22 protein-coding genes and 2 tRNA genes are annotated in these 26,437 nt (G+C 68.9%); 18 read left to right on the plus strand and 6 right to left on the minus strand.

All coding sequences use genetic code 11. From position 1 onward, the window contains the following. Positions 1–92 precede the first annotated feature (92 nt). On the minus strand, positions 93–1,274 hold the full coding sequence (locus tag OG574_RS30035) for a cation:proton antiporter (RefSeq protein WP_326775761.1): 1,182 nt from the start codon (positions 1,272–1,274) through the stop codon (positions 93–95). A gap of 239 nt (positions 1,275–1,513) precedes the next feature. Between OG574_RS30035 and OG574_RS30040 the strand changes: the two genes are divergently transcribed. Together OG574_RS30040 and OG574_RS30045 are read left to right on the plus strand one after the other, a co-directional pair. After that, positions 1,514–2,305, plus strand: a complete 792-nt coding sequence (locus OG574_RS30040) for an ABC transporter ATP-binding protein (protein WP_326775762.1) — start codon at positions 1,514–1,516, stop codon at positions 2,303–2,305. 157 nt (positions 2,306–2,462) lie between these two features. Then, positions 2,463–2,909, plus strand: a complete 447-nt coding sequence (locus OG574_RS30045; protein ID WP_326775763.1) for an HD domain-containing protein — start codon at positions 2,463–2,465, stop codon at positions 2,907–2,909. 90 nt (positions 2,910–2,999) lie between these two features. Here the strand turns inward: OG574_RS30045 and OG574_RS30050 are convergent, their stop codons facing one another. After that, the gene (locus OG574_RS30050) at positions 3,000–4,148 is read right to left on the minus strand and encodes an acyltransferase family protein (protein WP_326775764.1); all 1,149 of its coding nucleotides are present in this window, start codon (positions 4,146–4,148) and stop codon (positions 3,000–3,002) included. A 535-nt stretch (positions 4,149–4,683) separates the two neighbouring features. Between OG574_RS30050 and OG574_RS30055 the strand changes: the two genes are divergently transcribed. After that, positions 4,684–4,878 (plus strand): hypothetical protein, encoded by a 195-nt coding sequence (locus OG574_RS30055; RefSeq protein ID WP_100594330.1) that lies wholly within the window; start codon positions 4,684–4,686, stop codon positions 4,876–4,878. Positions 4,879–4,955: 77 nt separating this feature from the next. Here OG574_RS30055 and OG574_RS30060 read toward each other — a convergent pair. Then, positions 4,956–5,026: transfer RNA gene (locus tag OG574_RS30060), tRNA-Gly, on the minus strand. 141 nt (positions 5,027–5,167) lie between these two features. On the opposite strand from OG574_RS30060, the gene OG574_RS30065 reads away from it, so the two are divergent. From OG574_RS30065 to clpX, 5 genes are all read left to right on the plus strand, one after another. Next, a tRNA-Pro gene (locus OG574_RS30065) sits at positions 5,168–5,244 on the plus strand. Positions 5,245–5,395: 151 nt separating this feature from the next. Then, a complete protein-coding gene (gene tig, locus OG574_RS30070; RefSeq protein ID WP_100594204.1) occupies positions 5,396–6,784 on the plus strand; it encodes a trigger factor in 1,389 nt (462 codons plus the stop codon). A gap of 342 nt (positions 6,785–7,126) precedes the next feature. Then, positions 7,127–7,735, plus strand: a complete 609-nt coding sequence (locus OG574_RS30075) for an ATP-dependent Clp protease proteolytic subunit (protein WP_100594331.1) — start codon at positions 7,127–7,129, stop codon at positions 7,733–7,735. Positions 7,736–7,788: 53 nt separating this feature from the next. Next, positions 7,789–8,448 carry an ATP-dependent Clp protease proteolytic subunit gene (locus OG574_RS30080; protein WP_100594205.1) on the plus strand — a complete coding sequence of 220 codons (660 nt, stop codon included), beginning with the start codon at positions 7,789–7,791 and terminating at the stop codon, positions 8,446–8,448. 155 nt (positions 8,449–8,603) lie between these two features. Continuing rightward, positions 8,604–9,890, plus strand: coding sequence for an ATP-dependent Clp protease ATP-binding subunit ClpX (gene clpX / locus OG574_RS30085; protein ID WP_326775765.1), 1,287 nt, complete (start codon positions 8,604–8,606; stop codon positions 9,888–9,890). A gap of 81 nt (positions 9,891–9,971) precedes the next feature. Here the strand turns inward: clpX and OG574_RS30090 are convergent, their stop codons facing one another. Beyond that, positions 9,972–10,943, minus strand: a complete 972-nt coding sequence (locus OG574_RS30090) for a hypothetical protein (RefSeq protein ID WP_326775766.1) — start codon at positions 10,941–10,943, stop codon at positions 9,972–9,974. 185 nt (positions 10,944–11,128) lie between these two features. Here OG574_RS30090 and OG574_RS30095 point away from each other — a divergent pair, with 185 nt between their 5' ends. After that, positions 11,129–13,759 (plus strand): valine--tRNA ligase, encoded by a 2,631-nt coding sequence (locus OG574_RS30095; RefSeq protein ID WP_326775767.1) that lies wholly within the window; start codon positions 11,129–11,131, stop codon positions 13,757–13,759. Positions 13,760–13,884: 125 nt separating this feature from the next. On the opposite strand, the gene OG574_RS30100 is transcribed toward OG574_RS30095, so the two are convergent. Both OG574_RS30100 and OG574_RS30105 read right to left on the minus strand, forming a co-directional pair. Next, positions 13,885–14,535 carry a hypothetical protein gene (locus tag OG574_RS30100; protein ID WP_326775768.1) on the minus strand — a complete coding sequence of 217 codons (651 nt, stop codon included), beginning with the start codon at positions 14,533–14,535 and terminating at the stop codon, positions 13,885–13,887. Positions 14,536–14,652: 117 nt separating this feature from the next. After that, positions 14,653–15,651, minus strand: coding sequence for a rod shape-determining protein (locus OG574_RS30105; RefSeq protein WP_326778675.1), 999 nt, complete (start codon positions 15,649–15,651; stop codon positions 14,653–14,655). 133 nt (positions 15,652–15,784) lie between these two features. Here OG574_RS30105 and folC point away from each other — a divergent pair, with 133 nt between their 5' ends. The 9 genes from folC (at position 15,785) to OG574_RS30150 (ending at position 26,418) form a co-directional block, all read left to right on the plus strand. After that, a complete protein-coding gene (gene folC, locus OG574_RS30110) occupies positions 15,785–17,296 on the plus strand; it encodes a bifunctional tetrahydrofolate synthase/dihydrofolate synthase (RefSeq protein ID WP_326775769.1) in 1,512 nt (503 codons plus the stop codon). 6 nt (positions 17,297–17,302) lie between these two features. Then, positions 17,303–17,656, plus strand: a complete 354-nt coding sequence (locus tag OG574_RS30115; protein ID WP_100594212.1) for a DUF4233 domain-containing protein — start codon at positions 17,303–17,305, stop codon at positions 17,654–17,656. Between the two features lie 49 nt (positions 17,657–17,705). Next, complete coding sequence (gene ndk / locus OG574_RS30120) at positions 17,706–18,119, plus strand: nucleoside-diphosphate kinase (protein WP_100594213.1); 414 nt, start codon at positions 17,706–17,708, stop codon at positions 18,117–18,119. Between the two features lie 315 nt (positions 18,120–18,434). After that, positions 18,435–19,454 carry a rod shape-determining protein gene (locus OG574_RS30125; RefSeq protein WP_059131610.1) on the plus strand — a complete coding sequence of 340 codons (1,020 nt, stop codon included), beginning with the start codon at positions 18,435–18,437 and terminating at the stop codon, positions 19,452–19,454. A gap of 145 nt (positions 19,455–19,599) precedes the next feature. Then, a complete protein-coding gene (mreC, locus tag OG574_RS30130; protein WP_326775770.1) occupies positions 19,600–20,547 on the plus strand; it encodes a rod shape-determining protein MreC in 948 nt (315 codons plus the stop codon). 12 nt (positions 20,548–20,559) lie between these two features. Continuing rightward, positions 20,560–21,234, plus strand: coding sequence for a rod shape-determining protein MreD (gene mreD, locus OG574_RS30135; protein WP_100594215.1), 675 nt, complete (start codon positions 20,560–20,562; stop codon positions 21,232–21,234). A gap of 46 nt (positions 21,235–21,280) precedes the next feature. Next, positions 21,281–23,461: a penicillin-binding protein 2 gene (gene mrdA / locus OG574_RS30140; protein ID WP_326775771.1), complete on the plus strand. Its 2,181-nt coding sequence runs from the start codon at positions 21,281–21,283 to the stop codon at positions 23,459–23,461. Between the two features lie 6 nt (positions 23,462–23,467). After that, positions 23,468–24,664: a rod shape-determining protein RodA gene (rodA, locus tag OG574_RS30145; RefSeq protein WP_326775772.1), complete on the plus strand. Its 1,197-nt coding sequence runs from the start codon at positions 23,468–23,470 to the stop codon at positions 24,662–24,664. Positions 24,665–24,921: 257 nt separating this feature from the next. Further along, positions 24,922–26,418, plus strand: coding sequence for a CYTH and CHAD domain-containing protein (locus OG574_RS30150; RefSeq protein ID WP_326775773.1), 1,497 nt, complete (start codon positions 24,922–24,924; stop codon positions 26,416–26,418). The last annotated feature ends 19 nt before the right edge of the window (positions 26,419–26,437 follow it).

The raw sequence follows: 26,437 nt of genomic DNA on the forward strand, positions 1-26,437 counted from the left end.
CATGCCTTCAGATGCGCAGGGAACTGCGCGACCAGCCGCAGAAGACCCGCACCCGGCAACGAAAGCTCGCCCCTGGGGTGCGGACCCACCCGTCACACCCCGGCGCCCACTCGCTCATCGAGGGGCGCCCCATCCGGCCGCCCCCCTGGAAGGACCCGCGCGAGCCACTCCGAGCGGCCCGCCGCCATCGGTCCGAGGACGGCGAGCAGCAGTACATAACCCGCGATGAACGGCGACAGCCGCTCGTCCAGGCCCGCGCCCGCCGCCATCGTGGCGAGGATCAGGGCGAACTCACCCCGGGCGAGCAGCGTCGTGGAGATGTTCGCGGCGGGGCCGGGCCCGAACCCGTACACGCGCGCCGCCCCGAGTCCCGCGAGCACGTTCATCACCAGCGTCACCGCGACGGCCGCGAGGACCGGCCACAGCACCGTCGGCAGGTCGCCCGGGTCGATGGAGAGGCCGAACGCGAAGAAGAAGATCGCGCCGAACGCGTCCCGCAGGGGGTGCACGAGCTTGCGGATGCGCTCGCCCGACGTGGTGGAGCCGAGCATCAGGCCGACCATGAACGCGCCGATCGCGTCCGCGACTCCGAACCACTCGGAGACCCCGGCGACGAACACGGCCGCGCCGAGGAAGGAGATGACGAGGAGTTCGTCGTCCTTGGTGTTGAAGAGGTGGCCCACGATGCGGGTGCCGAAGCGCGCTGCGAGCGCGAGCAGCAGGAGGAAGCCGAAGGCCTTGCCGCCGTCCATGACCGCCGACGCGAGACTGTCCGCGCCGGACAGGATCGGCTGGAGCGCGGCCAGGTAGAGGGCCAGGAAGATGTCCTCGACGACGATGATCCCGAGGATCGGCTTGGTCTCCGGATTTCCGAGGCGGCCGGTGTCGACCAGGACCTTCGTGACGATCGCCGACGAGGAGATGCCGAGGACCCCGGCGAGGACCAGAGCCTCGGAGGTGCCCCAGCCGAGGGCGAATCCGAAGCCGAGGCCCGCGCCGACGTTCAGCGCGAGGTACGTCCCGCCGGCGACGGCCATTTTCCGGCCGCCGGTCTTGAGGTCGTCCAGATGGAATTTGAGGCCGAGGTAGAAGAGCAGCAGGACCAGGCCGAGCGCGGAGAGCATCTCCAGGTCGTGCGGGTCGGCGACGAGCACGATGCCGGGTGTGTGCGGGCCGAGGAGGATCCCGGCCAGGATGAACAGGGGGATGGTGGGGAGTCCGATGCGGCCGCCGAGGCGGGCGAGGACGGCGGCGGCGAGAAAGGCGCCGCCCATGGCTATCAAGGTGTCTGCATGTCCGATGGGTCCGTTCCTTCCGTTCTTGGCTTGGTCAGATGGCCGGCTTAGGTCAAGAGAGGGTCAAGAACGCGTCAATAGTTAGCTTACCAAACCATTTCCGTGGTCCGGGGTGGGGTTCTCCCCACCCCGGTTTCGCCAGCGGCCCTCATGGTCGGCAAGGCCCCTCCATCCGTACGTTCGAGACATCGAATCCGGCACCGCACGAGAGGGCGATCATGGGCCTGGGCACGAAGCGGCACGACGAGGCACCGCGTGACGACAGGTGGGCCGTCGACCTGCGCGGCGTCCGCCGTCAGTACGGCCGCGGCGGCGGCGCCGTGCACGCCCTGCGCGGCATCGACCTCGCCCTGCCCCGTGGCAGCTTCACGGCGGTCATGGGCCCCTCCGGCTCCGGCAAGTCCACGTTCCTGCAGTGCGCGGCCGGCCTCGACCGCCCCACCGGCGGCACCGTCCACCTCGGCGGCACCCTCATCACCGGCATGAGCGAGAACAAGCTCACCGCCCTGCGCCGCACCCGCCTCGGCTTCGTCTTCCAGGCGTTCAACCTGCTGCCCTCGCTCACCGTCGAGCAGAACGTCGTCCTGCCCATGCGCCTCGCGGGCCACCGCCCCGACCGTCGCCGCGCCGCCGAGGTCCTCGCCCAGGTCGGCCTCGGCGACAAGGGCAGGCGGCGGCCGGGCCAGCTCTCCGGCGGCCAGCAGCAGCGCGTCGCCATCGCCCGCGCCCTGATCACCCGCCCCGACGTCGTCTTCGCCGACGAGCCCACCGGGGCCCTCGACACGACAACGGCCGCCGACATCCTGGGACTTCTGCGCACGGCCGTCGACAGCATGGGCGCCACCGTCGTCATGGTCACCCACGACCCGGCCGCCGCGGCCTGCGCCGACCGCGTCCTGTTCCTCGCCGACGGCCGGATCGTGGACCAGCTGCACGGCGCCTGTGCGCAGGCGATCGCCGCCCGCATGACGACCCTGACGGCCCCCGGCTACGCGGGAGCGGCCGCCTGATGTTGCCCAACGGCCTCGCCCGCCGGCCTGACGGGGCAGTCCCCGTACGTCCCGCCGCTCGTGTACGGCTCCTTCGTCGGGTCCGTCCTGGTTCTCGGCCTGGACGCGACCGCGCTCCCGGCCCGGGCGGCTCTGCGCAGGCCGTAGGGTCGGCCGCATGCTGACCCTCGCCGAGGTGGAGGCCCTGGCACGCGGGGCCCACGTCACCCAGACGGACAAGGCCGGACGCCCCTACGCGGAACACCTGGAGGCGGTCGCCGAAGGTGTACGCGCCAGGGGCGGCGACGAAGAGCAGATCGCGGCGGCCTGGCTGCACGACGCGATCGAGGACGACGCGCTGTCGCCGCAGTGGCTGGCCGAGGCGGACCTCACGGACCGCACGAAGGCCGTCGTCCTCGCCCTCACCAAGCGCCCCGGAGAGCCTCAAGAGGCCTACGCGCAACGAATTCTGGCCACTCCTGGCGCGCTGCTGGTGAAGCAGTCGGACCTGGCCCACAACGCCGACCCCACCCGTCTGGCGGCTCTGGACGCACCGACGAGAGACCGCCTGGCGAGGAAGTACGCGGGGATGAGGGCCCTGCTGGGTATCGACGAAACCCCGTAGTTCCCCGCGCCCCTACAAGGGGCGCGGGGAACTACGCGACAAGCCCTCAGGTACCCGCACCCGCGCACCCGACGAACGGCGGCGGCACCCTCAGGCGCGGGCCCGCCCACGATCCCGGGCCACCTCGGCCGCGTCCTTCTTGAACGCCCACTCCATCTTCGGCTCCATCGCGAACCGGAACATGCGCTGGACCGGGGGAGTGCACAGGACCGTGATCAGGGAGGCCGCGACGACCGTCACGAACACCTCGCCCAGCGGCTTGTGCAGCCAGGCGTAGTCGTCGAACCAGCCCCAGAACCGCGAGCCCTTCGCGATGAAGCCGTGCAGCAGGTAGCCGTACAGCGTCCCCGCGCCCAGCACGGTGAACCACATCTTCCGCCGCGGCACCCACGCGAAGAAGCACGCGGTGAGGACGACCGAGCAGCCGAAGAGCGCGAACGTCATCACGGCACCGGCCCACCACGGCGCGCCCAGCTCCTGCGCGCTGTCGCGGTGGTAGAACCACGCCGACGTCATCCGCGGAGCGGCCCAGTAGGCCAGCACCAGGGCCACCGCGAAGATCGGCACGGACAAGATCCGCACCTCACGCCGGCGCACCAGCTGGAAGTGCTCGGGCTTCAGGAACAGGCCGACCACGAAGAAGGGGAGGAACTGCAGTACGCGCTGGAGGTCGAGGTCGTCGCCGATGTCGGGGGAGACGGAGGCGAGTACGGCGATGGCGACCGCGAGCGGCACCGGCCAGCGGACGATCTTCCACAGCGGGGTGGTGAGCCGCCACACGAACAGGGCGACCAGGAACCAGGTCAGATACCAGGGGTCGAGCAGGCTGAAGGGCTGCGTCGGATCGTCGTCCGCCCAGCGCTTGAAGAAGGTGTACGCGACCTCGAAGATCACGTACGGCACCGCGACCCCGGTGATGAGCCGCCGGAGCCGGTCGGGCCGCATGTCGAAGCTGCGGGAGAAGTAGCCGGAGATGACGATGAACGCCGGCATGTGGAACGTGTAGACGGTCATGTAGAGCGCCTCGGCGACGCGGCTGTGATCCGTCAGCGGTTCCCAGGAGTGGCCCATCGCGACCAGCACGATGGCCAGGTACTTGGCGTTGTCGAAGAACGCGTCCCGCTGTTTCGCGGGCTTGGCGGCCGGTGTGGGGGGAGCGGCTGCCGTATTCGGTGGCTGATGGGCGGGGGCCGTCTGTGCCGCAGGGAGCGGGGCTCGGGTGGGGGCAGCGCGGAACATCTGAGGCACCTTAGCGGCGCCCGCGGTATTTCGTAAAACCCTCACGTCAAATCCTCCTTACCGCGCGCATACCCCGGATTCGGAGAAGTCGGCATAGCGATGGCGAAGTTTTCGCAGGTCTTCCTGCGGGACTTCGGGAGGCATCCAGATGAGTCCGTTATGACCACTCTCATCCTGATTAAATAGCGCATATCGGCCGCACTCGACCACCTCGGATGTGGTCCCCGCGACAATTCGAATTAACGACGAACAGCACATGCGTGACCCGGCGTGCCCACGATGTGGACGTGCTGTGTGTGCATGGAAACGATCAGGCCGAATTACCGGCCACGGGGACCCGCGAAATTGCCCGGGGAACACGCGCTGATCATGTGCCCCAAGGGCGCGGGGCCGCCGCGCCGCCGCGGGGGAGTGGCCGACGATGCGTCACCCGCCGCATACGGAGGCCGTGTTGGTGGCACGATGGTTCTGGCGGGGGTGTGCGGGGTCGTACCCCCCGGGCCGGGAGAGCGGACCGACCTAGGGTGTGATCAGTGTGGCCATTTCGCTGTCAGTGGTACTGCTGTTGGCGATCATTCTCGTGGTGCTGATCCGGGGAGGGTCGATCAAGGCCGGACCTGCCGTGGTGGCGGTCCTGTTCGGGTTCTTCCTGGCCTCGACCGGAATGGCCGACGACATCCAGAGGTTCCTGAACTCGATAGCGGACACGATCAACTCGATCCAGTTCTGACCGCTCGGGAGTCTGTCCGGCCCAGGACGTGAAAAACCCCGGGCCCGGTTCATGAGAACCGGGCCCGGGGCCACAAGAGCGGGCGACGGGAATCGAACCCGCGTAGCTAGTTTGGAAGACTAGGGCTCTACCATTGAGCTACGCCCGCACACTTCGCGCCGCAGGTCGGTGACCGCGGCAACGGGAAGCATCGTAGCGGGTCCCGGACCCTCGCCGCACACCGCATTCACACCGCTCGTAATGCGGGAGCCGCACCGGCCGCGTGCATGTACCCTACGTGTCGCACCGACGGGGTGTGGCGCAGCTTGGTAGCGCGTCCGCTTTGGGAGCGGAAGGCCGTGGGTTCAAATCCCGCCACCCCGACCAGCGTCGCAACAGCAGCGTCTCAAGCGGTTGAACGCCTCCTCAAGATCGCGTTGTGGGACGGCTCCGGCTTGCCGTTACTATGCAAGCTGCGTGCCCGTGTGTCTCTTAACCGGGCAGGAACCCAGAAGTCAGCCCCCAAGGAGACCGAACCGTGAAGAGCGCCGTGGAGACCCTGAACCCGACCCGGGTTCGGCTCAGCATCGAGGTGCCCTTCGAGGAGCTCAAGGACAGCCTCGACGCGGCGTACAAGAAGATCAACCAGCAGGTCACGGTGAAGGGCTTCCGCAAGGGCAAGATCCCTGCCCGCGTCATCGACCAGCGGTTCGGCCGCGGAGCGGTGCTTGAGGAGGCCGTCAACGACGCGCTTCCGAAGTTCTACACCGAAGCGGTCAACGAGGCCGAGCTCAACGTGCTGGGCCAGCCCGAGGTCGACATCACGGAGCTGAAGGACGGCGAGACGCTGAACTTCACCGCCGAGGTCGACATCCGTCCCGAGATCGTGATTCCGGACTACTCCGGCATCGAGGTCGAGGTCGACGCCATCGAGGTCAGCGACGAGGACGTCGACAAGTCGGTGGAGCAGCTCCGTGAGCGCTTCGCCTCCACCTCCCCGGTCGAGCGGGCCGCCGAGGACGGCGACGTCGTCACGATCGACCTCGAGGCCAAGGTCGACGGCGAGGTGCTCGAGGACGGCGTCGCGTCCGGCGTCTCGTACACGATCGGCTCCGGCGAGCTCCTCGAGGGCATCGACGAGGCCGTGAAGGGCCTGGAGGCCGGTGGCGAGGCCACCTTCACCTCCGAGCTCAAGGGCGGCTCCGCCGAGGGCAAGGAGGCCGAGGTCACCGTCAAGGTCACCCAGGTCGCCGCTCGTGAACTGCCGTCCCTGGACGACGAGTTCGCGCAGCTCTCCTCCGAGTTCGACACCCTCGACGAGCTGAAGGCCGACAGCCGCAAGCGCCTCGAGAACATGAAGCAGTACGACCAGGCCACGCAGGCCCAGGAGCGTGTCCTGGAGAAGCTGCTCGAGCTGGTCGAGGTCCCCGTTCCCGAGAAGCTGCTCGAGGACGAGGTCAAGACCCGCAAGCACAACCTCGAGCACCACCAGCTCGGCCAGATGGGCCTCGACCTCGAGAAGTACCTCGAGATCCAGGGCAAGACGGTCGAGGAGTTCGACGCCGAGACCGCCGAGCAGGCCGTCAAGGGCATCAAGACGCAGTTCGTCCTCGACGAGCTCGTCAACAAGGAGAAGCTGAACGTCAACCAGGAGGAGCTCACCGAGCACCTCATGCGGCGCGCGCAGTCCTCCGGCATGTCCCCCGACCAGTTCGCCCAGGCCGTCGTCGAAGGCGGCCAGGTCCCGATGCTGGTCGGCGAGGTCGCCCGCGGCAAGGCCCTCGCGGTCGTCGTCGAGGCCGCCACGGTCAAGGACACGAACGGCGAGATCGTCGACCTCGAGGACGACGAGGACGAGTCGGCCGCCGCCGGCGAGACCGTCGAGGCGGACGGCTCCGCCGACGCCGAGGAGAAGAACGAGGCCTGAGCCGATCCCGGCTCCGCACGCTTCACGGGCCCCCAGGACGCCGCCTCGCGGCACCCTGGGGGCCCGCCCCTTTCCCGCTTCGCTCCCGGTGCTGCCCGGCGGGGGCTGTCGCGCAGTTCCCCGCGCCCCTGACGGGGCGCAACATGCGCTCACAGCGAACAGTTCCCCTTGCGGGATTCACCGAAGGGACCCGCGCGTTAGGGTCCATGAATACGAGGGCAGATGAGTCCCCGCAGCCGCCGCCGAAGGGCGGTGCGCAGGTGTGGGTTTCCGGCCCTCCGGATAAGACGCGAGACGGCGCGTTGCCGTCAGAGACGAGCAGGTGGATACGTGACGAATCTGATGCCTTCCGCCGCCGGTGAGCCGTCCCTCGGTGGTGGCCTCGGCGACCAGGTCTACAGCCGACTGCTCAACGACCGCATCATCTTCCTAGGCCAGCAGGTCGACGACGAGATCGCCAACAAGATCACTGCCCAGATGCTCCTCCTGGCCGCTGCCGACCAGGCCAAGGACATCTACCTCTACATCAACAGCCCCGGCGGTTCTGTGACGGCCGGCATGGCGGTCTACGACACCATGCAGTACATCCAGAACGACGTCGTCACCATCGGCATGGGCATGGCCGCCTCCATGGGCCAGTTCCTGCTGACGGGCGGCACCCCGGGCAAGCGCTTCGCCCTTCCGAACACGGACATCCTGATGCACCAGGGTTCCGCCGGCATCGGCGGTACGGCTTCGGACGTCAAGATCCAGGCCGAGTACCTGCTGCGTACGAAGAAGCGCATGGCGGAGATCACGGCCCGGCACTCCGGGCAGACCGTCGAGACGATCATCCGTGACGGTGACCGCGACCGCTGGTACACCGCCGAAGAGGCCAAGGCGTACGGCCTCATCGACGAGATCATCAGTGCCGCTACGGGTGTTCCGGGCGGCGGCGGCACCGGGGCCTGAAACCCCGGTTACGCGGTCATCCAAGCCCACCTCACCAGGACGGAACACCGACCATGAACAACATCCCCGGCAGCGGTCTGTACACCGGCCCGCAGGTCGACAACCGCTACGTGATCCCGCGCTTCGTCGAGCGCACCTCGCAGGGCGTGCGTGAGTACGACCCGTACGCGAAGCTCTTCGAGGAGCGCGTGATCTTCCTCGGCGTGCAGATCGACGACGCGTCCGCCAACGACGTCATGGCGCAGCTCCTGTGCCTGGAGTCGATGGACCCGGACCGTGACATCTCCATCTACATCAACAGCCCCGGCGGCTCCTTCACGGCGCTCACGGCCATCTACGACACGATGCAGTTCGTGAAGCCGGACATCCAGACGGTCTGCATGGGCCAGGCGTCCTCCGCGGCCGCCGTGCTCCTCGCCGCCGGTACGCCGGGCAAGCGCATGGCCCTGCCGAACGCCCGCGTGCTGATCCACCAGCCCTCCGGTGGCACCGGCCGTGAGCAGCTCTCCGACCTGGAGATCGCTGCGAACGAGATCCTCCGGATGCGTGAGCAGCTCGAGGAGATGCTGGCCAAGCACTCCACGACGCCGATCGAGAAGATCCGCGACGACATCGAGCGCGACAAGATCCTCACGGCCGAGGACGCCCTGGCGTACGGCCTGATCGACCAGATCATCTCCACCCGGAAGATGAACAGCGACGCTATCGCGTGACGTTCCGCTGTATCGTCTGCCGCTCCTTGGCACGGTTCACGTCAAAGTGAACCGTGCCAAGGGGGGCCCGAACGGGGGGCCCGGCAAGGTACCGTCGGATACAGGCACCAGGAGTCGCTTACGCGAGCGTCTCCCAGGCGAAGGGGAAGCACCTCGTGGCACGCATCGGTGACGGCGGCGATCTGCTCAAGTGCTCGTTCTGCGGAAAGAGCCAGAAGCAGGTCAAGAAGCTCATCGCAGGCCCCGGTGTGTACATCTGCGACGAGTGCATCGACCTCTGCAACGAGATCATCGAGGAAGAGCTCGCGGAGACGAGCGAGGTCCGCTGGGAAGAACTTCCCAAGCCTCGCGAGATCTACGAGTTCCTCGAGGGCTATGTCGTCGGCCAGGAGGCCGCGAAGAAAGCCCTCTCGGTCGCTGTGTACAACCATTACAAGCGGGTCCAGGCCGGTGAGAACGGCGGAGCCCAGGGACGCGACGACGCGATCGAGCTGTCGAAGTCCAACATCCTGCTCCTGGGCCCCACGGGCTCGGGCAAGACCCTCCTGGCCCAGACCCTGGCCCGCATGCTGAACGTTCCGTTCGCCATCGCCGACGCGACGGCGCTCACGGAGGCCGGCTATGTGGGCGAGGACGTCGAGAACATCCTCCTGAAGCTGATCCAGGCGGCCGACTACGACGTCAAGAAGGCCGAGACCGGGATCATCTACATCGACGAGATCGACAAGGTCGCCCGTAAGAGCGAGAACCCGTCGATCACGCGCGATGTGTCCGGTGAGGGCGTCCAGCAGGCTCTGCTCAAGATCCTCGAAGGGACCACGGCTTCCGTCCCGCCCCAGGGCGGCCGCAAGCACCCTCATCAGGAGTTCATCCAGATCGACACGACGAACGTGCTGTTCATCGTGGGCGGCGCGTTCGCCGGCCTGGAGAAGATCATCGAGTCGCGGGCGGGTGCCAAGGGCATCGGCTTCGGCGCGACGATCCACTCCAAGCGCGAGCTGGAGGAGAAGGACCAGTTCCGGGAGGTCATGCCGGAGGACCTGGTGAAGTTCGGGATGATCCCCGAGTTCATCGGCCGTCTCCCCGTCATCACCTCGGTCCACAACCTGGACCGCGAGGCGCTCCTCCAGATCCTCCTGGAGCCGCGCAACGCCCTGGTGAAGCAGTACCAGCGCCTCTTCGAACTCGACGGCGTGGAGCTGGACTTCGAGCGCGAGGCCCTGGAGGCCATCGCCGACCAGGCCATCCTGCGCCGCACCGGCGCGCGCGGCCTGCGCGCGATCATGGAGGAAGTCCTCCAGTCCGTGATGTACGAGGTCCCGTCCCGCAAGGACGTGGCGCGTGTTGTCATCACGGCAGAGGCCGTTCACTCGAACGTGAACCCGACGCTGATCCCGCGCGACGCCCGCGGCTCGGGCAGCGGGGAGCAGAAGTCGGCGTAGCGCATACGTGAGACATGGGAAGGGCCCCGGTCGGGTGACCGGGGCCCTTCTTTCATGCTGTGTCCTACGCGCTGTACGAGGTCAGGACTTGACGCGGACCTCGCCGCGGAGCTTGGTCGACGTGTCGGCCGCGCCCTGCAGATCCGCGCTCTTGCCCGTCATGGCCGTCGCCAGGTCGACCGGAATGACGATGCCGAGCGTGCTGTGGTCACCCCAGATGCAGACCGGCATCGACATCTCCTTGGGAGCGGTGGTGGTCTCGCCGCTGCTGGGCGTGTCGTTCTTGATCTTGGTCTCCTGGCACTTCATCACCGCGCCGTCGGAGTCGAAGCTCTGCGGCTCGCCGACCAGCTCACCGGTGTCGGAGTTGTCCGTCGAAGAGTTCTTCTTCATCTCGGCGAACATCCCGTCGACGACCTTCTCCGGGTCGGAGATCTCGCCGTACACGCCCATGAACTTCAGGTACTTGGCCGCGAGAGGGTTCGTCTTGGCGTCGCCGGCCTCGTAGTCCGCGCCGACGCCCTGGGCGTTCTTGACGCCGTTCTTCTCGGCGTCCTTGACGTCCTTGTCGCTCATGGTGGAGTCGTCGCCGCTCGCCGACTTCTTGTACTCCCCGAGCACCGTCGCCGGCGTCGTCAGCTTGTGGGGGCCGTCGTCCGCCACGGACGAGCCGCCCCCGCCGAACACGAAGTACGCGCCCACGCCGATCGCCGCGACCACGGCCACCGCGCCGATGATCAGGCCCGTCTTCTTCTTGCCGCCCTGGGGCGGGCCGGGGGGCGGAGGGACCTGCCCGTAGGGGGCCTGGGGCTGCTGGCCGTAGGGGCCCGGCTGCTGGGGCTGGCTGTAGCCGCCGGGCTGGCCGTACGGCTGTTGCGGCTGGCCGTACGGGGGCTGCTGCGGCACGCCCTGCGGGGCCTGCTGCGGGTAGCCGTAGCCGGGCTGGGGCGCGGCCGGGGGCTGCTGCCCGTAGGGGCCCGGCTGCTGCTGGCCGTAAGGTCCGGGCTGCTGAGGCTGCTGCCCGCCGTACGGGCCCGGCTGGTTGTAGCTCATTTCTGGGGTTCCCTCCCGATGCTTATGCGTTCCGAACATCCTGGCGGAAGGCGACCGTGTGTGGGGAACCCGGGGGCGGATCGGTGCCATGTTGTTGAAAGGTTGTTCCAGACGGCCGGGACCGCCGCCACGTCGCGCGGGAATCCGGTTTCGGGGCACCCCTGCCGCGCCTCTAAACTGGGCCCGTGACCGAGAACACTCAGCAGCAGAATCCAGCGCCCACCACCGAACTGCCGACCCAGTACGCGCCGGCCGAGGTAGAGGGGGCGCTGTACGAGCGCTGGGTAGACCGGGGTTACTTCACCGCTGACGCGAACAGCGAGAAGGAGCCGTACACGATCGTCATCCCCCCGCCGAACGTCACGGGCGCGCTCCACCTGGGCCACGCCTTCCAGGTCACGCTCATGGACGCCCTCACGCGCCGCAAGCGCATGCAGGGCTACGAGACGCTGTGGCTGCCCGGTATGGACCACGCCGGCATCGCGACCCAGAACAAGGTCGAGCAGCAGCTCGCCGAGGAGGGCAAGTCCCGCCAGGACCTGGGCCGCGAGGCGTTCACCGACCGCGTGTGGCAGTGGAAGGACGAGTACGGCGGCCGGATCCTCGGCCAGTTGCGCCGCCTCGGCGCGGGCCTCGACTGGTCGCGTGAGCGCTTCACGATGGACGAGGGTCTGTCGAAGGCCGTCCAGACCATCTTCAAGAACCTGTACGACGACGGGCTCATCTACCGCGCCGAGCGCATCATCAACTGGTGCCCGCGCTGTCTGACGGCGATCTCGGACATCGAGGTCGACTACCAGGACGACGACGGCGAGCTCGTCTCGCTGAAGTACGGCGAGGGTGACGAGACCGTGGTCGTCGCCACGACCCGCGTCGAGACGATGCTCGGTGACACCGCCGTCGCCGTGCACCCCGACGACGAGCGGTACGCGCACCTGATCGGCAGGCGCATCAAGCTGCCGCTCACCGACCGGACCATCCCGGTCGTCGCCGACACGCACGTCGACCCCGAGTTCGGCACCGGCGCCGTCAAGGTGACGCCCGCGCACGACCCGAACGACTTCGCGATCGGCCAGCGGCACGACCTGGAGTCCATGACGATCATGGACGAGCGCGGTGTCATCACCGTGCACGGTCCCTTCCAGGGCCTCGACCGCTTCGAGGCGCGCTCCGCGATCGTCGCCGCCCTGCGCGAGCAGGGCCGCGTCGTCGCCGAGAAGCGCCCGTACGTCCACTCCGTCGGCCACTGCTCGCGCTGCAAGACCACCGTCGAGCCGCGCCTGTCGCTGCAGTGGTGGGTCAAGGTCGACACGCTCGCCCAGGCCGCCGGTGACGCGGTCCGCGACGGGCGCGTCGCGCTCCACCCGAAGGACATGGAGAAGCGCTACTTCGACTGGGTCGACAACCTCAACGACTGGTGCATCTCACGCCAGTTGTGGTGGGGCCACCGGATCCCCGTCTGGTACGGGCCGAACGGCGAAGTCGTGTGCGTCGGCCCCGACGACCCGATCCCCGGCACGGAGGCCGAGGGCTGGACCCAGGACGAGGACGTCCTCGACACCTGGTTCTCGTCCGGCCTGTGGCCGTTCTCCACGCTCGGCTGGCCGGAGAAGACCCCGGACCTCGAGAAGTTCTACTCGACCGACGTCCTGCTGACCGGCCACGACATCATCTTCTTCTGGGTCGTCCGGATGATGATGTTCGGCCTGTACGCCATGGAGGACCAGGTCCCGTTCAAGACCGTCGCCCTCACCGGTCTCGTCCGCGACGAGTTCGGCAAGAAGATGTCGAAGTCGAACCCGAACGCGGTCGACCCGATCGACTGGATGAACGCGTACGGGTCGGACGCGGTGCGGTTCACGCTGGCCCGCGGTGCCAACCCGGGTGCCGACGTGCCGATCGGCGAGGACTGGGTCCAGGCCTCCCGTAACTTCGCCAACAAGATCTGGAACGCGACGCGCTTCGCGCTGATGAACGGCGCGACGGTCGAGGGCCCGCTGCCGGCGCCGGAGGAGATGACGGCGACCGACCGCTGGATCCTGTCCCGGCTCAACAAGACGGTCGCCGAAGTCGACGCCTTCTACGACGACTTCCAGTTCGCCAAGCTCTCCGACGCCCTCTACCACTTCGCGTGGGACGAGGTCTTCGACTGGTACGTCGAGCTGTCGAAGACGACGTTCTTCGAGGGCGGCGAGCAGGCGAAGGTCTCCGGCCGTGTGCTCGGCGAGATCCTCGATGTGACGCTGCGTCTGCTGCACCCGATCGTCCCGTTCGTCACCGAGACGCTGTGGACGACACTGACGGGTGGCGAGACGCTCGTGATCGCCGAGTGGCCCAAGGACAGCGGCTTCCGTGACGCCGCCGCCGAGAGCGAGATCGAGACGCTTCAGCAGGTCATCACCGAGGTCCGGCGCTTCCGTGCCGACCAGGGCCTGCAGCCCGGTCAGCGCGTGCCGGCCCGGCTCGACCTCGGGGGCACCGCGCTCGCCCCGCACGAGGCCGCCATCCGGCAGCTTCTGCGGCTGCAGCCCGAGGGCGACGCGTTCTCGGCCACCGCGACTCTGCCGGTCGCCGGTGCGCAGGTCGCGCTCGACCTGTCCGGCACGATCGATGTGGCGGCCGAGCGCAAGCGGCTCGCCAAGGATCTGGCCGCCGCCGAGAAGGAGAAGGCCCAGGCCACGGGCAAGCTCGGCAACGAGGCGTTCCTCGCGAAGGCGCCGGACGCCGTCGTCGACAAGATCCGCGGGCGCCTCGCCAAGGCGGACGAGGACATCGCCCGTATCCAGCAGCAGTTGGAGCGGTTGCCTCAGGCCTGACGCGTCCGACGTGCTCTGACGCGTCCGACGTGCCTGATGTGTGGTGAAGGCCCCCCGGGATCCTCTTGGTTCCGGGGGGCCTTCGTGTTTCTCCGGGTGCCTGGGGCCTTATGTACGCAGGGGCTTTATGCGCGCAGCCCCAGGCGTTGCAGCTCTGCGTCCGCCAACGCGTCCAGCACCACAGGGTCCGCCTCTCGCCAGCCCTTCGCGAGGGAGCCGGGGCCGGGATCCGGGGGGACGTCCAGGTCCAGGTCCGGGTCCACGCCCGGGTCCACGTCCGGGTCCTGGTCCGGGGTTCCGCCGGTTGCGGCCGGGAGCAGTTCCGCCGTCGCCGCCAGTTCGTCCAGCGGGCGCAACAGCGCTCTCAGCGCCAGCAGTTCACGGCCGTCCTCCGTCGAGGCCAGCTCCTGCGCTGCCGCAGCCTGGCGCGTCCAGCGGATGCGGCGGGGCAGCCACACCGTGAGCATCAGGCCCACCGGGATCACGAAGAGCGCCACCGCGCCCAGGACCGCGAGCGCCTGTGCGACCGCGGGGCCCTGCGGGGCCGGTGCCGCGCTCACGATCCGGTCGCCCGCGTGGGCCACGCCCCGCAGCGCTCCGTCCACCGAGCTGCCGAGGAGCGGGATACGGGGGCGGCGCTGGGCAGGCTGGGACGCCAGCTGCGCCAGCTGGTGCGCCGCCAGCGCCGCCGCTGCCCACAGCGCAATCCACAGCAGGGCGGCGCCGTCGCCCAGGAGTTGGAGTGCGCGGCGGCCGGGGTTGTGTGCGTACCACATGGTTCGATTGGACCTTCCCGGTACGGGGGTGGGGGCGCACCGCGCCGGGGGGTCTCCCGGCGTCCCCGGTTCGGGTCAGCCCTTTGTGGCCCCCACGCACCCTTCCGTTCGGGCCACTTACGCCGCCGTGAGCAGGCGCTGGAGCGAGTCGAAGTCCTCCACGCACGTGCCGCAGCCCAGCGCCACGCTGTCCAGCGGGGCCTCGGCCGGGAAGACCGGGATGCCTGTGGCCTCCGCCATGCGCAGGTCCAGGCCAGGAAGCAGCGCGCCGCCGCCCGTCAGCACGATGCCGTGCTCCATGACGTCACCGGAGAGCTCCGGCGGGCACTCCTCGAGGGTCGCCCTGAGTGCCGAGACGATCGCTTCGACGGGGGAGTTGAGGGCTTCCCGGATCTCCTGGGTGGTGAGCGTTGCGGTGTGGGGGAGGCCCGCCAGTCGCTGGCGGCCTCGTACCGTGAAGGTGCCGGTTTCGGAGAGTTCCTCGGCCGGGGCCGCGGAGCCGATGGCCAGTTTGACCGCCTCTGCGGTGCGTTCGCCGATCAGCAGGCCGTGTTCCTTGCGCACGTGGTCCGTGATCGCGACGTCCATGCGGTCGCCCCCGACACGTAGGGACTGTGCGGTGACGATGCCGCCCAGCGAGATCACCGCGACCTCCGTGGTGCCGCCGCCGATGTCCACCACCATCGAGCCGCGCGCCTCGGCCACCGGGAGGCCCGCGCCGATCGCCGCGGCCATGGGCTCCTCGATGACGTGGACCGCCCGGGCCCCGGCCCGCTGTGCCGCGTGGACGATCGCCCGGCGCTCCACAGGGGTGACTCCGCTGGGGACACAGATGACCATGCGGGTCCTGGGGCGGCGGCCCGGGACCGCCTTGCGGACGAAGTGGCGGAGCATCTCCTCCGCCGCCTCGTAGTCGCTGATCACACCGTCGCGAAGGGGACGGATCGTGGTGATGGACCCCGGGGTCCGGCCGAGCGTCTCCTTGGCCTCCGTGCCCACGGCGACGGTCGTCCTGTTCTGTTTGAGCGCCACTACCGAGGGCTCATTGAGCACGATCCCCTTGCCACGTACGTAGAGAAGAGTGTTGGCGGTGCCGAGATCGATGCCTATGTCCATGATCGCCAAGTTTGCAGGGTGATGCTGTGGTCCGGAGGGACCAAGGTCCCGAAACGGACGGGCCGAAAGTCCCTGACCTGCCGGGTGGGGTGCGGGCCGGGTCGCGCCGGCGGTTCTCCGTAGACTGGCTTGTGTGAGTGAGCTCCCCCCGCGCGACAGCGGCGAATCCGACGGCTTCGACGACATCGTGGACGCCGAGACCGAGCGTGACCCCGATCTGGCACTGATCGAGGCCGGCAGTCGTACCCTCCGCACGCAGGGGGGTGCTCCGCAGGGGGACGGCGTGCCCGCGCGGCCGCAGGACCCCGAGGTGGCAGAGGCCCTGCGAGAGGTCGAGACCGAGCTCGCGGGGCGGTGGGGCGAGACCAAGCTGGAGCCGTCCGTCTCGCGCATCGCCGCTCTGATGGACGTGCTCGGCGACCCGCAGCGCGCCTATCCCTCGATCCACATCACGGGGACGAACGGCAAGACGTCCACGGCCCGCATGATCGAGGCGCTTCTCGGCGCATTCGAGTTGCGTACGGGGCGTTATACGTCGCCGCACGTCCAGTCGATCACCGAGCGCATCAGTCTCGACGGCGCGCCGATCGACTACGAGCGGTTCATCGAGACCTATCGGGACATTGCTCCGTATGTGGAGATGGTCGACCAGAAAGAGGAATTCCGGCTTTCCTTTTTCGAGGTGCTCACGGGGATGGCGTACGCCGCCTTCGCCGACGCGCCGGTCGATGCCGCCGTCGTCGAGGTCGGGATGGGCGGCAGCTGGGATGCCACCAATGTGATCGACGCGTCGGTCGCCGTCGTGACGCCCATCGATCTGGATCACACGGACCGGCTGGGCTCCACCCCGGGTGAGATCGCCCAGGAGAAGGCCGGGATCATCAAGCAGGGCGCCACGGTGATCATGGCGCAGCAGCCCGTCGACGCCGCTCAGGTGCTCCTGAAGAAGGCCGTCGACGTGGACGCGACCGTGGCCCGCGAAGGGCTCGAGTTCGGCGTCGTCTCCCGCCAGGTCGCCGTGGGCGGGCAGCTGCTGACCCTGCGCGGGCTCGGCGGCGAGTACGACGGGATCTTCCTTCCGCTGCACGGTGCCCACCAGGCGCACAACGCGGCCGTCGCGCTGGCCGCCGTCGAGGCCTTCTTCGGGATCGGGGCCGAGCAGGCCCGGCTCCTCGACCTGGACACCGTCCGCAAGGCCTTCGCCGGCGCCACCTCGCCCGGCCGGCTCGAGGTCGTGAGGCGTTCGCCCACCGTGGTGCTCGACGCCGCGCACAACCCCGCCGGCGCCCGCGTCACCGCCGAAGCCATCAGCGAGGTCTTCGACTTCAGCCGGCTGGTGGGTGTCGTGGGAGCGAGCGGCGACAAGAACGTGCGCGGGGTGCTCGAGGCCTTCGAGCCGATCTTCGCCGAGGTCGTCGTCACCCAGAACTCCAGCCACCGCGCGATGGACGCCGACGAGCTCGCCGCCATCGCGGTCGAGGTTTTCGGGGACGAGCGCGTGCAGGTCGAGCCCCGCCTCGACGACGCTCTCGAGGCCGCCATCACGCTGGCCGAGGAAGAGGGCGAGTTCTCCGGCGGCGGCGTGCTCGTCACCGGCTCCGTGATCACTGTCGGCGAGGCCCGGCTGCTGTTGGGGAAGGGCTGATCCGCCGTGCGCGTGCTGTGTTCATCGACTCTGATCGGTGAGTTCTTCGTCATCGGCTTCGCCGGGCTCGTCGCCATGAAGGACCGCGACCTCTCGGGCGGCGTCGTGTGGGGCGTGTGCGGGGTCGCCATGCTGCTGTCCGTGCTGCTGTGCGGGGCGCTCGGGCGGCGCGGCGGCATCGAGCTGGGGTGGGTGCTTCAAGCGGCGCTCGTCGCCAGCGGGTTCGTCGTGCCGATGATGTTCATCCTGGGTCTCTGCTTCGCCGGGCTCTGGTGGGCCTCTGTTCACTTCGGCCGCAGGATCGACGAGGCCAAGGCCAGGTGGGCCGCCCAGGCCGAGGCCGGAAGTAACACCGCGTAGCCGTGCCCGGTATCGTGCGGGCATCCCACGAAGATTTTGGAGCCGCACCATGAGTCAGCGCACCCTTGTCCTTCTCAAGCCCGACGCCGTCCGCCGCGGACTCGTCGGCGAGATCATCGGCCGCATCGAGCGCAAGGCCGGCTGGACGATCAGCGCGCTGGAGCTGCGGAACCTGGACCAGGACACCCTGGAGCAGCACTACGGCGAGCACAAGGGCAAGCCCTTCTACGAGCCGCTGGTCGCCTTCATGGCGTCCGGGCCCGTGGTCGCTCTCGTCGTCGAGGGCGAGCGGGTCATCGAGGGTGTGCGTCAGCTGGCCGGCCCGACCGACCCGATCGCCGCCGCGCCCGGCTCCATCCGCGGCGACTTCGGCACCATCGTGCGCGAGAACCTGATCCACGCCTCGGACTCGGAGGAGTCGGCCGAGCGCGAGCTGAAGATCTTCTTCCCTGGACAGGTGTAGTCCGGTCCGTGAGACCGTAAAGTTCTTTTTCTGACGCCGCGTCAGTGACGGAGCGCTGCTGAACAGGGGCGGCCGGAGAAATTCGGCCGCCTTTTGGCATATGCGCCCCCATCGGGGGAACGCGACACTCCGTCGGCACGTCCCCAATAGCGGAGCGGGGATTCATCTGCTGACAATGGCGAAGACCCTCGCGCCGTGTTCGTGCAGGCGAGACTACGATGTAAGCCTCCACGCCACTCGCACCCACCTCGCCTACCTAACAAGCCATCAAACGCTCCACTTGGGAAGGCCAGACGAATCCTGATGGGGAACTCAATGTCGTTCATCGGCCGTGACATGGCTGTCGACCTCGGGACCGCCAACACGCTGGTGTACGTCAGGGGTCGCGGGATCGTACTCAACGAGCCGTCCGTCGTCGCGATCAACACCAACACCGGCGGCATCCTCGCCGTCGGTGCCGAAGCCAAGAAGATGATCGGCCGCACGCCCGGCAACATCGTCGCCGTGCGACCGCTGAAGGACGGCGTGATCGCCGACTTCGAGATCACCGAGCGCATGCTCCGCTACTTCATCCTGAAGATCCACAAGCGGCGCTACCTCGCTCGTCCCCGTGTCGTGGTGTGTGTGCCCTCCGGCATCACCGGAGTCGAGCGCCGCGCGGTCATCGAGGCCTCCTCGCAGGCCGGTGCCCGCCAGGTGCACATCATCGAGGAGCCCATGGCCGCGGCCATCGGCTCCGGCCTCCCGGTCCACGAGGCCACGGGCAACATGGTGGTCGACATCGGCGGCGGCACCACCGAGGTCGCGGTGATCTCGCTCGGCGGAATCGTCACAGCACAGTCCATCCGGGTCGCCGGGGACGAGCTGGACAACGCGATCATCCAGCACATCAAGAAGGAGTACTCGCTGCTCCTTGGTGAGCGGACTGCCGAGCAGATCAAGATCACGATTGGCTCCGCGTACGACCTCGACTCCGACGAACACACCGAAATCCGCGGGCGCGACCTCGTGTCCGGGCTTCCGAAGACCGTCGTCATCTCGGCCGCCGAGGTGCGCAAGGCGATTGAGGAACCGGTCAACGCGATCGTCGACGCCGTCAAGACAACGCTGGACAAGTGCCCGCCCGAGCTGTCGGGCGACGTCATGGACCGGGGCATCGTGCTCACCGGCGGCGGCGCCCTGCTGCGCGGCCTCGACGAGCGGCTGCGTCGTGAGACCGGCATGCCGATCCACATCGCCGAGGACCCCCTCGACAGCGTGGCGCTCGGCTCCGGCAAGTGTGTCGAGGAGTTCGAGGCGCTCCAGCAGGTGCTGGACGCCCAGCCGCGCAGATGACCTGACGCGAGACGTCCGCCGTACGAGTGCCTGCCACTTCGTACGGCGGATCGTTGATATATAGGCAAGGCGTAAGAATTCCCCATAACCTGCGGTACCTCAGGGTTTCCGCAGAATCCGATTGAGGAAGGCACGGCCGCCGCACGTGAGGGACACACGAGAGAGCCGGCTGCTCCTGGTGCTGCTGATCGCCATCGCGTTCGCACTGATCACGGTGGACATCCGCGGTGGGGAGGACTCGCCGGTCGACGGTGCCCGCCGGGCCGCCGCCACGGTCTTCGGCCCCGTGGAGAACGGCGTCTCCAGCGCAGTCGACCCGATCGGCAACGCCATAGCTGCCGTCAAGGACTCCGGTGAGCGGCACAACCGCGTCAGCGAACTGGAGCGCGAGAACGCCGCCTTGAAGGCGAGACTCGGCAGCGACGACCGCAACCGAAGCAAGATCCGCCAGTTCGACTCCATGCTGAAGACGGCCGGCGCAGGGCAGTACGGCATCAAGGGGGCCCAGGTCATCGCCATAGGAGCAGCCCAGGGTTTCTCCTGGACCGTCACCATCGACGCCGGCGCCAACGACGGCCTCAAGCGCGACATGACTGTCCTGAACGGGGACGGGCTCGTGGGGCGCGTCACCACCGTCGGACCGAACACCGCGACCGTCCTGCTCGCCAACGACCCCGACTTCACCGTCGGCACCCGCATGGAGCGCACCGACGAGCTCGGCTTCGCCTCCGGACAGGGCGACCGGCCGCTGCGTGTACAGCTCCTCAACGGCAAGGCCAATATCAAGAAGGGCGACCGTCTGGTGACCTTCGGGTCCCAGGCCGACAAGCCGTTCGTGCCCGGCGTGCCGGTGGGGCAGGTGGTGCGCGTCGATCCGTCCGGCGGCGACCTGACCCGGACGATCTATGTGAAGCCGTACGTCGGATTCACCAAGCTCGACGTCGTCGGCGTGGTCGTGCAGGCCCCGCGCACCGATCCGCGCGACGAGGTGCTGCCGTCCAAGCCGGCCAAGCCCAAGCCGACGCCCACCGTCACCGTCACGGCCACGCCGTCCGGGACCCCGGCCGACGCCAACGGCATCGACGAGCAGTAGGAGCTGGATCTCATGCGCTTCAACCGGTTGCTGCTCTCCGCCCCCCTGGTGATCGTCGCCCTGGTGGTCCAGGTGTGCGTACTCGCCCGTCTCCAACTGCCCGGCGCCGTGCCGGACCTCGTGCTCCTGACCGTCGTCGGCCTCGCCCTCGTGTACGGCCATGTCGGCGGCGCGTTCATCGGGTTCGGCGCGGGTCTGCTCGCGGACCTCGCGCCGCCCGCCGACCACGCCGCCGGGCGCTACGCCCTCGTGCTGTGCGTCGTCGGCTATCTCGTAGGCCTCGCCAAGCCGGACAACGGCCAGCTCAGGTCGGCCTTCGGCCCGATGGTCGTGGTCGTCGCCGCGGCTGTCGGCTCGACCCTGCTCTACGCGGTCGTCGGAGCCCTCGTCGGTGACACCGCCGCCCGCCATGTGGGCATCGGCAGCCTGCTGTTCACGGCCGCGCTCTACGATCTGCTCCTCGCGCCGTTCACCGTCCCGTTCATCATCGCCCTGGCCAGACGCGCCGAGAACGATCCGCTCGCCGATTCCTCGCCCGGCGCCGGCAAGGCGACCGACGTCACCGCCGGCTGGCTCTCCTCCGGCACGGGCCTGCGCATCGGCAACCAGCGCGGCGGACTGCGCCTGAAGACCGCCAGGGCGCGCACCGCGCGGGCCGGTCGCATCAAGGGGGTCAAGCGCCTGTGACCGCAGCGCACATCACCACGTACACGCACTGAGAGGGGGAGGCAGCATGACCAACATTCCCGAGACCGGGCGGACCCCACGCGTCCAGATCCGGCTCGTCATCCTCCAGATCCTGGTCCTGTCCCTCCTGCTCACCCTCGGCGGCCGCCTCTGGTACCTCCAGATCCGCAACGGCGCCGAGTACGCCAAGGAGGCCTCCGGCAACCACGTCCAGCAGGTCGTCAGCCCCGCAGTGCGCGGCTCGATCCTGGACGCCCGCGGTGTGCCGATCGCCGACAACGAGACCCGCCTGGTCGTCTCCGCGTCCCGCACGGACCTGATGAAGATGCCCGACGACGGCAAGGCCGTACTGGCCAAGCTCGCCGACGTGCTGGGGATGACGTCCAAGGACGTCACGGAGAAGGTCCGCCTCTGCGACGCCAAGACGCCGCAGCCCTGCTGGAACGGCTCGCCCTACCAGCCCATCCCGATCACGGACGAGGCCACGCCCAAGCAGGCCCTCCAGATCCGCGAGCGCTCCGAGGACTTCCCCGGCATCACCGCCGAGCCCGAGGCCGTACGCCGCTACGCGGGGCCGGGCGGCTCCAACACCGCGCAGGTCCTCGGCTATCTCTCGCCCGTCACCGACGCCGAGATCGAGAAGGCCAAGGACACCTCGTCGCCGTACCTGCGCTCCGACCAGGTCGGCCGCTCCGGCCTCGAGCGCACCTACGACAAGGAGCTGCGCGGCAAGGCCGGCGTCACCCGCTACGAGGTCGACAACCTCGGCCGCGTCATCGGGCGCGCCAAGAGCGACGAGGCCGAGCCCGGCGCCAACGTCGTCACCTCGATCGACGCCCGCGTGCAGGGCGTCGCCGAGCGCGAGCTCAACGAGGCGATGAAGGTGGCCCGCCAGCAGTTCGACAAGATCACCGGCGAGAACTACAAGGCCGACTCCGGCGCGGTCGTCGTCATGGAGGCCAAGACCGGCCGGATCGTCTCCATGGCGTCCGCACCGTCGTACGACCCGAACGTCTGGATCGGCGGCATCTCCGCCAAGGACTACAAGCAGCTCACCGGCAAGGGCTCCGACTACCCGCTGCTCAACAGGGCCATTCAGGGTCAGTCCGCGCCCGGTTCGACGTTCAAGGTGATCTCCACGGCCGCCGCCGCCGAAGCCGGCTACAAGTGGGACGGCGACTACCCCTGCACCAGCTCCTACTCGGTCGGCGGCCAGGTTTTCAAGAACTTCGAGGGGGAGAACTTCGGCCCCATCTCTCTCGGCCGCGCGCTGGAAGTCTCCTGCGACACCGTCTTCTACGGCCTCGCCGACCGGGAGTGGAAGAAGGACGGCGGCATCAACCCGAAGGGGACCCCCAAGGACTACTTCTACAAGGCCGCCCACCAGTTCGGCCTCGGCAAGACCACCGGCATCGACCTTCCCAACGAGGTCACGGGCCGCGTCCCCGACCGCCAGTGGAAGAAAGCCTTCTGGAAGGCCAACAAGGACAGCTGGTGCAAGACCGGCAAGAAGGACGGCAGCTACGTCGAGAAGATCGCCTACGAGAACTGCCTCGAGGGCAACAAGATGCGCGAGGGCGACTCGATCAACTACTCCATCGGCCAGGGCGACACTCTCCTCACGCCGATTCAGGAGGCCATGATCTACGGGGCCCTCGCCAACGGCGGCACCGAGTACGTCCCGACCATCGGCAAGGCGATCATCAGCGCCGACGGCAAGACGGTCAGGGAGATCAAGCCCCAGGTCAGGGCCAAGCTCCCGATCACCAAGGCGACCCTCAAGGGCATGGACGACGCCCTCGCCGGCGTCGTCACCCGCGGTACCGCCGCCTGGAAGTTCGGCGGCTGGCCCCAGGACAAGATCCCGCTGCACGCCAAGACCGGCACCGCCGAGGTCTACGGCAAGCAGACCACGTCATGGCTGGCCACGTACTCCAAGGACTACTCGGTCATCATGACGATCTCCCAGGCCGGTACGGGCTCCGGAGCCTCCGGTGAGGCCGTCCGCAAGATCTACAACGCGCTGTACGGCGTCGCCGCCGACGGCACGATCGACAAGAAGAAGGCCCTGCTGCCCGAGCCGGAGAAGAACCTGCCGAAAATCCAGCGGGACGGCTCGATCGACGCACCGACCATCAAGCCCTACAAGCCCGCCGAGCCGAGCCCGTCCCCCGAGCAGGAACTGGCGGCGGTCATCGGCACCCCGGTCACCGGAAGGCGGGACTGACGCACCATGGCTGGCACCAACGGCTTCTCCGTCTCCGGGTACGGCCCCGAGCGCTCCACCCTCGCCCGGCTCATGGCCAGGGACTCGGTGCTGCGCCGCCTCGACTGGCCGATCCTCCTGTCGTCGCTCGCCCTGTCCCTCATCGGCTCGGCGCTCGTCTACTCGGCGACCCGCAACCGCACCGTGATCAACCAGGGCGACCCGTACTTCTTCCTGTTCCGGCACCTCATGAACACCGGCATCGGCTTGGCCCTGATGATCGGCACGATCTGGCTCGGCCACCGCACCCTGCGCACGGCCGTGCCGATCCTCTACGGCGCCTCGGTCTTCCTGATGCTGCTGGTGCTGACCCCGCTCGGCGACACGATCAACGGACAGCGCAACTGGCTGTCCGCGGGCGGAGTGTCGCTCCAGCCCGCCGAGTTCGCCAAGATCACGATCATCCTGGGCATGGCGATGCTGCTGGCCTCACGGGTCGACGCGGGCGACAAGCAGTACCCCGACCACCGCACGGTAGTGCAGGCGCTGGGCCTCGCTGCCGTCCCGATGCTCGTCGTGCTGCTCATGCCCGACCTCGGCACGATCATGGTCGCGGCCATCATCGTGCTCGGTGTGCTGCTCGCCTCCGGCGCCTCCAACCGCTGGGTGTTCGGCCTGCTCGGCGCGGGTGTGCTCGGCGCGATCTCCGTCTGGCGGCTGCACATCCTCGACGAGTACCAGATCAACCGCTTCGCCGCGTTCGCCAACCCGGCGCTCGACCCGGCCGGCGTCGGCTACAACACCAACCAGGCCCGCATCGCGATCGGCTCGGGCGGCCTCACCGGCACCGGCCTCTTCCACGGCTCCCAGACCACCGGCCAGTTCGTCCCCGAGCAGCAGACCGACTTCGTCTTCACCGTCGCCGGCGAGGAACTCGGCTTCGCCGGAGCCGGGCTGATCCTGCTCCTGCTCGGTGTCATCCTGTGGCGCGCCTGCCGCATCGCCCGCGAGACGACCGAGCTCTACGGCACGATCGTCGCCGCCGGGATCATCGCCTGGTTCGCCTTCCAGGCCTTCGAGAACGTCGGCATGACGCTCGGCATCATGCCGGTGGCGGGCCTGCCCCTGCCGTTCGTGTCGTACGGAGGATCGTCCATGTTCGCCGTCTGGGTGGCGATCGGGCTGCTCCAGTCGATCCGCGTCCAAAGGCCCATGTCGGCGTAGGGACGCCGGACGAGACAGCCCCCTGCCGGAGCCGGGTAGAGACCTGGCTCCGGCAGGGGGCTGCCCATATGACCGAATGGCGACTAAATTCGGTTCGTGACTCCTCCACCCCGCGAGCGGGGCGGCTTCTCACTCAACTCCATCGAGCTTCATGACGGCCAAGCCCTGACCGCTACCCGAGGGCAGGTGCACAACGTAGAACGCATCGGCATCGGCGTCGCTGATACGGACTGGTGGTTCACTCGAAGGGAGGGCCGATGGCGGAGACGAAGCGAGAGATCGAGCGTAAGTACGAGGCGCCTGTGGCCGACGAAGGCTTCGGGCTGCCGGATCTGAGCCGTGTCGCCGGGGTCTTCGCCGTCATCGACAAAGGCGTCGTCGACCTCGACGCCGTCTACTACGACACGGCCGACCAGCGCCTCGCGGCCGCCGCGATCACCCTGCGGCGCCGCACCGGCGGCGCCGACGCGGGCTGGCACCTCAAGCTCCCCGTCTCCCTCGCCGAGGGCGTACGGGACGAGATCCGGGCCCCGCTCTCCGACGACGTGCCCCGCGACCTCACCGGCCTGGTGCGCTCCCGGGTGCGCGAGGCCGATCTCGTACCCCTGATGCGGCTGCGCTCCTCGCGCGACGTCCACGATCTCACCGGCGCCGACGGCGCGCTCCTCGCCGAGGTCAGCGTCGACGGCGTACGGGCCGAGCGGCTCACCGGCGGGGCCGGCGCCACCTCCTGGACCGAGATCGAGGTCGAGCTGGCGGACGGCGGCGACCCGGCGTTCCTCGGCAAGGTCGAGAAGAAGCTCCGCAAGGCCGGGGCGAGCCGCTCGGCCTCCTCGTCGAAGCTCGCGCGGGCCCTCACGGAGACCGGCATCGGCCCGCGCCCGCCCCGGCCCGCAGACGACCCCGAGACCCCCGCCGACCACGTCCTCGCCTACCTCAGGGCCCAGCGCGACGCGATCGTCGACCTCGACCCCGCCGTCCGGCGCGACCTGCCCGATTCGGTGCACCAGATGCGCGTAGCCACGCGCCGGCTGCGCAGCGCGCTGCGCTCGTACGGCAAGATCCTCGACCGGGCCGTGACGGATCCGATCGGCGGCGAGCTGAAGTGGCTCGCCGGTGAGCTCGGTCTCGACCGCGACCAGGAGGTCCTGACCGAGCGGCTGAGCGCGGCCCTCGACGAACTGCCGCGTGAGCTGTCCACCGGCCCCGTCCGCACCCGGCTGCGGACCTGGTCGCGGGCCAGGCGTTCCGGATCGCGCCGCCATCTGATCGCCGTACTCGACGGCAAGCGGTACCTCGCGCTCCTGGCCGTCCTCGACGCACTCGTCGACGCGCCCCCGCTGCGGGCCAAGCAGTCGAAGAACGCCCTGGCCAAGGCCGTGAAGAAGGACTTCAAGCGGCTCGCGGGACGTGTCGACGAGGCGCTCGCCGAGGATTCCGGCCCGGCGCGCGACCACGCCCTGCACGACGCCCGCAAGGCCGCCAAGCGCACCCGGTACGCGGCCGAGGTCGCCGCGCCCGCGCTCGGTGACCGGGCGAAGGACGTCGGCAAGCACGCGAAGGCGATCCAGTCCCTGCTCGGCGAGCACCAGGACAGCGTGATGGCGCGCGAGGCGCTGCGCGACCTGGCGGCGCAGGCCCACGCGGCGGGGGAGAGCTCCTTCACTTACGGGCTGCTGTACGGGCGCGAGGAGGCGCTCGCCGAGCGGGCCGAGGCGGAGCTGCCGCCGCTGTGGGCGAAGGCTGTCTCCTGACCGAGTTACGCTTGACAGT

Origin of the sequence: Streptomyces sp. NBC_01445 (assembly GCF_035918235.1) — a bacterium.
Lineage (GTDB): Bacteria > Actinomycetota > Actinomycetes > Streptomycetales > Streptomycetaceae > Streptomyces.